Source organism: Achromobacter sp. 2789STDY5608621 (assembly GCF_001299375.1).
In the GTDB taxonomy this organism is placed as follows: domain Bacteria; phylum Pseudomonadota; class Gammaproteobacteria; order Burkholderiales; family Burkholderiaceae_B; genus Achromobacter; species Achromobacter insuavis.
In genome coordinates this window covers 295,867-305,086 of the sequence record NZ_CYTU01000001.1, presented here as the reverse complement: position 1 = coordinate 305,086, position 9,220 = coordinate 295,867, and the positions used below count along the sequence as shown (strand labels likewise).

The window sequence follows — 9,220 nt, the reverse complement described above, 5'->3', positions numbered from 1 at the left end:
CGCGCGCGCAGGCCGCGGCGCTGCAAGCCGCCGGCGCCCGCACCTGGGCGCCCGCGCTGGCGGACCTGGCCGATGACGCCGCCTGGCGCGCCTGGAGCGAACCGCTGCTGCGGGGCCATGCGCGGGACGGCGCGGCCGATGCCGCCCCCCTGTTGCTGCTGGCCCCCGAAGGCCAGCTCGCGGGACTCGATGCCGACACCGTGGCGCAACGCCTGGGCTCGCTGGCCGCGCAGGCCATCGGCGCCACCCGCGCCGCGGGCGTGGTGGCCACCGGCGGCGACGGCGCCCGCCAGGTGCTGCTGGCGCTAGGCGCCGGCGGCATCGCCCTGGTGGATGAAGTAATGGGCGGCGTGCCCCTGGGCACGCTGACCGGGGGCACGGCCGACGGCCTGCCCGTGGTGACCAAGGCCGGCGGCTTTGGCACCGAAGACGTACTGGTTCGCGCCGTGCGCGCGATCCGCGACAGGAGATTCAAGCGATGACACAAACCCCCGCCCCCAAGCTGCCCCTGCTGGCGGTCACTCTCGGCGACGTGGCCGGCATCGGGCCGGAAATCACGGCCAAGATGCTGATGGGCGATGACGAACTGCGCCAGAAGGCGCGCCTGGTCGTGATCGGCGACGTCGACGTGATGGTCAACGCCGTGCGCGGCCTGGGCGGCGATCCCGCCATCGTGCGCCGCGTCGAGCGCCCCGCCGACGCCACCAACACCCCCGGCACCATCGAGGTGCTGCAGGCCGGCCCGTCGCTGGCCGACGTCAAGCTGGGCGAGATCAGCGCCGCCGCCGGCGACGGCTCGGTGCGCTTCGTCACCACCGCCTGCGCCCTGGCGCGCGCCGGCGAGGTCGACGGCATCGTCACCGCCCCGCTGAACAAGGCCGCCATGCACGCCGCCGGCCACAAGTGGCCCGGCCACACCGAACTGCTGGCGCACGAATTCGGCGTCAAGACCTTCTCGCTGGTGCTGTCCGCCGGCGATCTCTACATCTTCCACGCCACCACCCACGTGTCGCTGCGCCAGGCCATCGAAGACCTGACGCCGGCGCGCATGCGCGCGGTGCTGCGCCTGGCCGGCTCGTTCGCCAAGGCCCTGGGCCGCGGCGACCGTCCGGTGGCGGTGTCGGGCCTGAACCCGCACGCCGGCGAGAACGGCATCTTCGGCACCGAAGACGCCGACATCCTGGCGCCCGCCGTGGCCGAGGCCAACGCCGCCGGCATCCTGGCCGCCGGCCCGATCCCGGCCGACGCGCTGTTCCCGCAGGCCGTGCGCGGCAAGTGGCAGTTCGTGATCGCCTGTTACCACGACCAGGGCCACGCGCCCTTCAAGGCCGTCTATGGCGATGACGGCGTTAACATCACCGTCGGCCTGCCGGTGGTGCGCGTGTCCGTCGATCACGGCACCGCGTTCGACATCGCGGGCCAGGGCATCGCCCGCGAAGACAGTCTGATCCTGGCCGCCGAGCGCGCCGCGCATCTGGCCCCGGGCTGGACGCATGTATGGGAAACTGCGCGGGCCCAAACAGGAGGTTGATTGCATGGCGCCCGCCAACGCTGAAGATTTGCCCGCGCTGGATCGTTCCGGCGACGTGCCGCTGCACGCCCAGGTGGCGGCGCTGCTGCGCGGTTATATCCGGACCCGCAAACTCGGCGCCGGCGCGCTGCTGCCCAGCGAGGCCGCCCTGTGCGAACGCTTCGGCGTGGCGCGCAGCGTGGTGCGGCAGGCGCTGTCGGCGCTGGCGACGGAAGGGCTGATCCAGCGCGAGGCCGGCCGTCCGGCGGTGGTCGCCGCGCCGCGCGAGCATCGCCGGCTGGTGCAGCGCTCCACCGGGCTGTACGAACAATTCGCCCAATCCGGCGTGGCGCTCAAGACCCGCGTGCTGGGCCTGGCGCCGGCCGAACCGCCCGCCGCGGTCGCCGAGTTCTTCGGCAGCGCCGACCTGTTGCTGCTGGAACGGCTGCGCCACGTGGCCGACGCGCCGCTGGCCTATGTGCGCACCTGGCTGCCCGCCGCGGCGGTGCCCGGCCTGCGCGCCGACGACCTGGCCGACGCCTCGCTGCACGGCGTGCTGACCCGGCGCTTCGGCCTGCATCCGGGCGCCGGCCGCAACCAGATCCGCGCGGTCGCCGCCGACGCGGCGCTCGCCGGGCTGCTGCAGACCGCCGCCGGCACGCCCCTGCTGATGCTGGAAGGCCAGGGCATGGACCAGCACGGCCGGCCGCTGGAGTGGTTCAGCACCTGGCACCGCGCCGAACAGCTGGTGTTCGACGTGGACGTCAGCGTCGGCCACGAAAGCGTGCAACCGCGCCTGCGCGAACCCGCGCCGCCCGCGGCCCCGGCGGCGCCGCTCGAATCCGCCGCCGGCCACGATCCCCTGGCGCGCGCCCAGGCGCTGGTCGCCGAACTGTCCGCCGAACTGGAACGCCTGCGTGGCGGCGCCGGCCGCTGACGCGCCCGGGCGCTAGCGCAGCGTCACCGCCGCGTCGCGCTCGAACTGCCCATCTTCATCCAGCGCGCGCAAGGCGCGCCGCTCGGCCTCGGTCGGCCAGGGCGTCGGCCCCGCCCCGTCGGCATCGAAGTCGAACCCGGTGCGCTCGCGCACTTGCGCCAGGCTGGACTCGGGATGCCACGACTGCAACGCCAGGCGGCCATCGCGCTTGATGAACACCGCGATCGGCGTCGCCACCCCCGCGAAGCCGCCGCCAGACGTGACGAAATCCAGCTGCTCGACGAACACGCGGCGCGAATGCTCGGTGCGCCAGGTGCAGCAGCGCCGCGCCGTCGGCGTCATCACCGCCCCGCCGCCGCCGCCCGGCAGCCGCACCTTGGGCGCATGCCAGTCGCCGATGCAGGAGTTGTTGGCGCGGCCCGCGCCGTCGATCTGCGCCGCCCCCAGGAACGCCAGGTCCATGCGGCCGCGCGTGCACAGGTCGTAGAAATCCTCGTTGGCGAAGATCGACGCCGAATGCTCGGCCAGCACCGGATCGGAGCTGGACAGCGGAATGTGCGAGGGCCGCGGATCGACCCCGCCGGCCACGTTGATGTAGACGTAGTCCCAGTCATAGGCGCGCTTGGCCAGCAGGCAGGCCAGCATCGGCAGGGTCGAGTTCACGCCGCTGAAGGTGATCTCGTCGGGCCGGATGAAACGCGCCAGGTTGGTGACGATGTATGAAAACCCCGACCATTGCTCAGCCATGCGCCGCTCCCGCTTTCGCTTCGGGCGCCGCGGCCAGGTGGGCCGCCAGGTCGCCCTGCTTGTCCATGTAGGCCTCCACCGCCGGATAGTCGATGGCGTAGTCCGGCCAGCAGGAGCCGGGCCAGGCCGAGCGCGGCAGCACCGTGAAAGCCTGCACCATGAAGTACGGCACCAGCGTGGCCTCGGGCTGCGCCTCGAACACGGCGCTGTCCACCCGCTTCTCGGCCACCACCAGCACGCTGCCGGCGGCGCGCGACATGATGCGGTCCCAATGCGCCGTGCCATGCACCCGCACATTGCCGCGCGCGTCCACTTCCGAGGCCTGGATCACGGCGAAGTCCGGCCGCACCGCCGGAATCACCCAGGTGCGCTCGCCGCTGCCGTAGGGGTCGTCCAGGCAGTGCCAGCCGTTCAGCACCGGCAGGGCGCTGCCATGCAGCCCGCCGCAAGGCTGGAACGGCACGCCGTAGGCGGCGGCCCGCAACCCCGCCGTCAGGCTGGCGCAGGCATGCTCTTCAAGCTCGACCTCGCCGCGCTCGATGGCCTTGCGATACCACGGCGCCAGGCCGAAATTGCCTTCCATCGCCACGATGCCGGCGCGCACGCGCCGCAGCGCGCCGGCGCGGCACAGGATGTCGACGTCATAGCCGGGCGACTGCTTGACCAGTTCCAGGTCGCGCCGCCCCTGCCGGATCAGTTCGCGCACGAAGGCGAACGGCCCCCGGTGCAGGAAACTGCCGCCCAGGGCGATCGACGCGCCGTCCGGCACCAGCGCCGCCAGCTCGGCCAGCGAGCGCTGCTTGTCTGTCTGATTGAATCCCGAACCCATGCTGCCTCCTCGATGTGCTTATCGTCGCGCCGGCCGGGCCGGCGGCGTCAGCGCGCCTGCAGGTAGGCCGCCACCCGCGCCTTCAGGCCGGGCTCGGCAGCCGAGCGCACCAGCCGCGCCAGGTCGGTGTCGGGCTGCTCGGCCGACAGGGCCGCATACAGCTGCGCGCGGGCCTCGCCGGTCAACGCGGCGGCGGCCTCCACGGCCTGCCGTTCGATCTCGGGCCAGGCTTCCGGCGCCGTCACGTGGCTGACGAAACCGTCGCGATAGGCCTCGGCCGCGCCGAACGTGCTGGCCTGTTCCAGGATGGCGCGGGCGCGCTCGGCGCCGACCAGCGCGGCGAAGCGGCGCGTGCCCAGCACCAGCCCGAACTTCAGGCCCGGCATGCGAAAGCTCGCGTCCGGCGCGCTGACGCGCCACTTGCAGGCGCCGAACAGATCGACACCAGCGCCGAAATTGCGGCCATGCGCCAGCCCCACCGTCAGGCAGGGCGAGGCCGCCACCCGTTGCAGCAGGGTCTCGATGCGCACGAAGCGCAGCAGCAGGTCGCCCTCGCTCTGCGCGTCCAGCTCGCCGAAATCGAAGCCGGCGCTGAAGTTGCGGCCCGCGCCGCGCAGCACGATGACCTCGGCGCCCTGGGCCGGCGCCGCGTCCACCGCCGCGATCAGCGCCTCGACCAGCTCGGCCGACAGCGCGTTCATCTTGTCCGGACGCGCCAGCGTCAGCACCTGCGCGGCGCCGCGCCGCTCGATCTGCAGCGTCGCGCTCATGCGCGCCGCCCCTTGTCGCGCAGCGGTCCCAGCACCTCGTCGTTGTGCTGGCCCAGCGCGGGCGGCGGACGCCGCAGCGCGGTGGTCTGGCCGTCGAAGCGCACCGGCAGGCCGAAGGTGCGCGTGGCCACGCCGTTGGGCAGCTCCAGCGGCTGCACCCAGCCCATGTGCTCGACCTGCGGGTCCGCCAGCACTTCGGAATAGGTGTTGATGGGCGCGCACGGCACGCCGGCCGCGCGGAACCGCGCCAGCCAGGCGGGCGCGTCGTCGGCCGCAAAGATCGCTTCCAGGATCTCGCGCAGCGCGTCCTGGTTGCGGGCGCGCGCGCTAGTGTCGGTAAAGCGCGGGTCCGCCAGCAGGTCCTCGCGGCCCACTGTCACGCACACGCCCTTCCACAACGCGTTGTTGCCGGCCGCCATGCCGAAATAGCCGTCCTTGCAGCGGAACGCCTGGTACGGCGCGTTGCGCGGGTGGGCCGAACCCAGCTTGACCGGATCGCGCCCGCTGCCGAAGAACTCCGAGGTCTGCAGCGCCGCGATGCCGAGCGTGGCGCCCAGCATCGGCACGTCGATGTGCGTGCCCTGGCCGCTGGCCTGCGCGGCGCGCAGCGCCGAGGCGATGGCGAAGGCGCCATACAGCCCGGCCGAGAAGTCCGCCACCGGCACGCCGCACTTGACCGGCTCGCCGCCGGCCTCGCCGGTGACGCTCATCAGGCCGCTCATGGCCTGGATGGTCAGATCGAAGCCGCCTTCCTGGGCGCGCGGGCCGGATTGGCCATAGGCCGAGATCGAGCAGTACACCAGGCGCGGATTGACCTCGCGCAGGGCCGCGTAACCCAGCCCCAGGCGGTCCATCACCCCGGGCCGGTTGTTCTCGATCAGCACATCGACGCTGGCGGCCAGTTCGCGCGCCAGCGCCAGGTCGGCCGGATCCTTCAGGTTCAGCGTGACCGAGCGCTTGTTGCGGTTGAGCGAGGCGAAGTTCTCGCTGTAGCCCTGGCTCAGCGGCGGCCAGCTGCGCAGCGTGTCGCCGCCCTCCGGGTTCTCCAGCTTGATCACGTCCGCGCCCATGTCGGCCAGCAGCATGCCGCAGAACGGCCCCGCGGCGACGTTGCAGATCTCGAGCACGGTGATGCCGGCCAATGCCGAACCAGATGTCATGGTCGACCTCTCGTTATGCCAATTCAGTATTTGGAATGAAGAAAAGAATCCGAGGCCGCGCGCGCTGCCGTGGCATCGTGTCGCCTGCCGCGGTCTTTGCCCGAAGCGAAAACGCGGCGCCAGGCCGCGGGCCAGCATAGCACCGGGCGCAATCCTCGGTAAACCATTAATTGAAACTCGAATCCCATGATTTAGGATTCATGAGAGCACAAGCCCTGCTCGGCCGGCCCCGTTATTGGCCGAGAAACCCGCGGCGGTAACCCATGCCCTGCGACAAGGTCTGGGCACAGGCGGCCACGTCCGGCGCCAGCTGTTTCATGCGGGCCGCGCTCAGGCGATCGAGCGGGCCGGAGATGCCGATGGCCGCCACCGGCTGGTCCAGGCTGTTGAACAGCGCCACCGCCAAACCGCCCACGCCCTCGCGCCATTCGCCGCGATTGACCGCGTAGCCGGTGCGCGCCACCTTGCGCAGTTCTTCCTTGAGCAGCGGCATCGACACCAGCGTGGCCGGCGTATGCCGCGCCAGCCGGTCGGCGTAGCGCTCGACGTAGCCTTCGGCCTGATAGGCCAGCAGCGCCTTGCCGGTGGCCACCGCGTAGGCCGGCGCGCGGCCGCCCACCATCGAATAGGCGCGGATCGGTTGCGGGCTGTCGATCTTGTCGACGTAGACCACGTCAAAGCCGTCCAGCACCGACAGGTGCACGGTCTCGCCGGTCTGGTCGGCCAGCGTGCGCATGAACGGCGCGGCCAGCCGGCGCAGGTCGAGCTGCCCGAGCTGGCGCGCGGCCAGCTCGAACAGGCGCACCGCGCCGCGATAGCCGCCGCCGTCCTCGTCGCGCACAACGTAGCCGGCGTGGATCAGCGTTTGCAGGGTGCGATGGGTATTGCTGCGCGTCAGCCCGACGCGGGCGGCCAGCGCATCGATGGTGCGGGGCGGATTGTCCACGTCCGTGACCGCCTCCAACACCATCAACCCCTTGAGCAGTGTCTTGTCCATTTTTTTGGTTTTCCCAATATTTAGGACGCGAACATAGCACGGGCCGCGCCCGGCGAACAGGCCTCAGTGGCCCGGGGCCGGCAAGGCCGCGCGCACCGCCGCCGAACGGTCCCACAGGTTGGGCACGCTGGGCGCCGAATAGCCCGACACGAACGGCTTGGCCTGGCCCGTGGCCGGGTCGTAGACATGGCGCGACACGGCGCCGATGTTGCCGCCGTACATGTGCACGCTGATCGAGACCTTGTCCTCGAAGGCATTCGAGACGCGGTGGATATCGCCTTCCTGCGGCGACAGGCGCTCGACGTCGCCGGGATGCAGGGTCTCCGGCTCGCCCCACGGCGCCAGCCGGCCGTCGGCGCCGCGGGTGTAGCGCTGGTTCACCTCGGCGCCGCGCAGCATGCCGACGTAGCCCCAGACCTCGTGATCGTGCACCGGCGTCTGCTGGCCCGGGCCCCATACGAAGCTGACGATCGAGAAGCGCTCGAGCGGATCGCAATGCAGCAGGTATTGCTGGTAGTACTGGGGATGCGGCGCGGTACAGGCCTCGGGCAGCCAGTCGTCATGCGCGATCAGCGCGGCGAACGCGGCCTGCAGTTCGGGCGACTGCGCCAGCCCGTCGGGCGTGGCCAGGCGGGTCGCGGTGGCAATGAAATGGCGCAGCCGGTCCAGGCCGGCGGTGGCTTCGGGCATTGCATTTCTCCGGATCGGGCGCGGCCCGCTCGGGCCATGCCATTGAACATCCCAATTTGACTATCCAGTATCCATCATTTGGGATGCGCGCCGCAATGCCCCGGCCCGCGCGTCGTGCCGCGCTTGACAGCCCCGGGGCCGCGCGTGCAGCGTATCGAACCCGTCCTTCACCGCCTTCCCCGCATGCCCACCGATATTCCCACCATTGCGCCCGCGCTCGCCGACCAGCTGGCGCGCGCCCGGCGCGTGACCGTCTTCACCGGCGCCGGCGTGTCCGCCGAAAGCGGCATCGCCACCTTCCGCGATCCGCTCACCGGATTGTGGGCGCGCTTCGACGCCCGCGCCCTGGCCACGCCAGAGGCCTTCGCGGCCCAGCCGGACCTGGTCTGGGGCTGGTATGAATGGCGCCGCGCGCAGGTCGCGCGCGCCGAGCCGAACGCGGCGCACCGCGCCATCGCGGCGCTGGCGCGGCGCATCCCCGCGCTGACCCTGGTCACCCAGAACGTCGACAACCTGCACGAACGCGCCGGCAGCGACGCCGTGATCCACCTGCATGGCAGCCTGCACGCGCCGCGCTGCAGCGCGTGCGGACACGCCGCCAGCTTCGCGCCGCGCGCCCTGGACGACGGCCGCGACACGCCCGCCGAAGAGTGCGCGATCACGCCACCCGCCTGCGTCGAATGCGGCGCGCCGATACGGCCGGGCGTGGTCTGGTTCGGCGAAAGCCTGCCGTCCGGCGCCTGGCGCGCGGCGCAGCAGGCGTCCGACGATTGCGAGCTGTTCTTCAGCATCGGCACCTCGGCGCAGGTGTATCCGGCGGCCGAGCTGCCACTGCGCGCCGCGCGGGCCGGCGCGACCGTGGTGCAGGTCAACCCGGCGCCCACGCCGCTCGACGCGCACGCCGACTTCAATCTGCGCGGCGCGGCCGCCGACGTCATGCCGCGATTGCTGGCCGCGGCCGGCTTCTGACCGCATCGTTCAAGCGTCGGCGCGCGGCACGCCCCCTCACCACTTGCAGCCGTCGTCACGCACCGTGTCGGCCAGCAGGAACGGCAGCGCCAGCAGCCCCAGATCGGCATGCGCGTCGCGGCAGCGCGGCCGCGCACTCCGCGCGATGCCCTTGGCCAGCGCCGACGGTTCCGCCGGCGTCCTGGGCGCCAGGTCCACCTTCGCTTCGCCCCGCGCGCGCGGCAGGCCTTGCGCCGCCGCGTCCTCGCCGCGCCAGCGGAAATCACGCGGCGGCGCGGCGCCAGCGGCGGCGGGCGGCGGAGGCGATAGCGCCGGCGCCTGGGCCGCTGGCGTCCTGGCTGGCGGCGCCTGTCGCGGCATGGCCGGCTTCGCAGGCTCGGACGCAGGCGCCGTCAACGACTTCGGCAACGCGGGCGAAGACGGCTTGGCGGACTCGGAGGATATCGGCGCAGACGGCGCGGTCGGCGACGCCACCGCGGACCTGGCCGATGGCGCGGCGGGCTGCGGCGCGGCCTCGGGCGGCAGCAGTTCCACGAAGAAATCGTCCTGGCGGATCGATGCCGGTGCCGGCGGCGCTTCGCGTTCGCTCGCGACCCGCCACAACAGGCAGG

11 protein-coding genes and 1 pseudogene are annotated in these 9,220 nt (G+C 72.3%); 5 read left to right on the top strand and 7 right to left on the bottom strand.

Translation table 11 applies throughout. The features are described from left to right. From AOZ53_RS01505 to AOZ53_RS01495, 3 genes are all read left to right on the top strand, one after another. Nucleotides 1–482 (top strand): nucleotide-binding domain containing protein (locus AOZ53_RS01505; RefSeq protein WP_304439138.1); only part of this gene is annotated, 482 nt, incomplete at its 5' end. Further along, nucleotides 479–1,531: a 4-hydroxythreonine-4-phosphate dehydrogenase PdxA gene (gene pdxA, locus AOZ53_RS01500; protein WP_054486654.1), complete on the top strand. Its 1,053-nt coding sequence runs from the start codon at nt 479–481 to the stop codon at nt 1,529–1,531. The genes AOZ53_RS01505 and pdxA, both read left to right, overlap by 4 nt. A 4-nt stretch (nt 1,532–1,535) precedes the next feature. After that, nucleotides 1,536–2,447, top strand: coding sequence for a GntR family transcriptional regulator (locus AOZ53_RS01495; protein ID WP_054474213.1), 912 nt, complete (start codon nt 1,536–1,538; stop codon nt 2,445–2,447). 12 nt (nt 2,448–2,459) lie between these two features. On the opposite strand, the gene AOZ53_RS01490 is transcribed toward AOZ53_RS01495, so the two are convergent. From AOZ53_RS01490 to AOZ53_RS01465, 6 genes are all read right to left on the bottom strand, one after another. Continuing rightward, nucleotides 2,460–3,194: a CoA-transferase subunit beta gene (locus AOZ53_RS01490; protein WP_054431481.1), complete on the bottom strand. Its 735-nt coding sequence runs from the start codon at nt 3,192–3,194 to the stop codon at nt 2,460–2,462. Continuing rightward, a complete protein-coding gene (locus AOZ53_RS01485) occupies nt 3,187–4,023 on the bottom strand; it encodes a CoA transferase subunit A (RefSeq protein ID WP_054431482.1) in 837 nt (278 codons plus the stop codon). Before AOZ53_RS01485 ends, AOZ53_RS01490 begins: the two co-directional genes overlap by 8 nt. A gap of 47 nt (nt 4,024–4,070) precedes the next feature. Further along, nucleotides 4,071–4,793: an enoyl-CoA hydratase/isomerase family protein gene (locus tag AOZ53_RS01480; RefSeq protein ID WP_054486653.1), complete on the bottom strand. Its 723-nt coding sequence runs from the start codon at nt 4,791–4,793 to the stop codon at nt 4,071–4,073. Then, on the bottom strand, nt 4,790–5,953 hold the full coding sequence (locus AOZ53_RS01475) for a CaiB/BaiF CoA transferase family protein (protein WP_054431484.1): 1,164 nt from the start codon (nt 5,951–5,953) through the stop codon (nt 4,790–4,792). Before AOZ53_RS01475 ends, AOZ53_RS01480 begins: the two co-directional genes overlap by 4 nt. A 232-nt stretch (nt 5,954–6,185) precedes the next feature. Further along, complete coding sequence (locus tag AOZ53_RS01470; RefSeq protein ID WP_054431485.1) at nt 6,186–6,950, bottom strand: IclR family transcriptional regulator; 765 nt, start codon at nt 6,948–6,950, stop codon at nt 6,186–6,188. Nucleotides 6,951–7,013: 63 nt separating this feature from the next. After that, entirely contained in the window at nt 7,014–7,640 is a 627-nt protein-coding gene (locus tag AOZ53_RS01465; protein WP_054431486.1) for a cysteine dioxygenase family protein, read from the bottom strand. A 183-nt stretch (nt 7,641–7,823) separates the two neighbouring features. On the opposite strand from AOZ53_RS01465, the gene AOZ53_RS01460 reads away from it, so the two are divergent. After that, the gene (locus AOZ53_RS01460; protein WP_054486652.1) at nt 7,824–8,609 is read left to right on the top strand and encodes an SIR2 family NAD-dependent protein deacylase; all 786 of its coding nucleotides are present in this window, start codon (nt 7,824–7,826) and stop codon (nt 8,607–8,609) included. Between the two features lie 36 nt (nt 8,610–8,645). On the opposite strand, the gene AOZ53_RS01455 is transcribed toward AOZ53_RS01460, so the two are convergent. Further along, a complete protein-coding gene (locus AOZ53_RS01455; protein ID WP_054431488.1) occupies nt 8,646–8,969 on the bottom strand; it encodes a hypothetical protein in 324 nt (107 codons plus the stop codon). Here AOZ53_RS01455 and AOZ53_RS34605 point away from each other — a divergent pair. Beyond that, a pseudogene (locus AOZ53_RS34605) lies at nt 8,968–9,220 on the top strand (hypothetical protein); the annotation flags it as partial. The gene AOZ53_RS01455 and the pseudogene AOZ53_RS34605 overlap by 2 nt on opposite strands.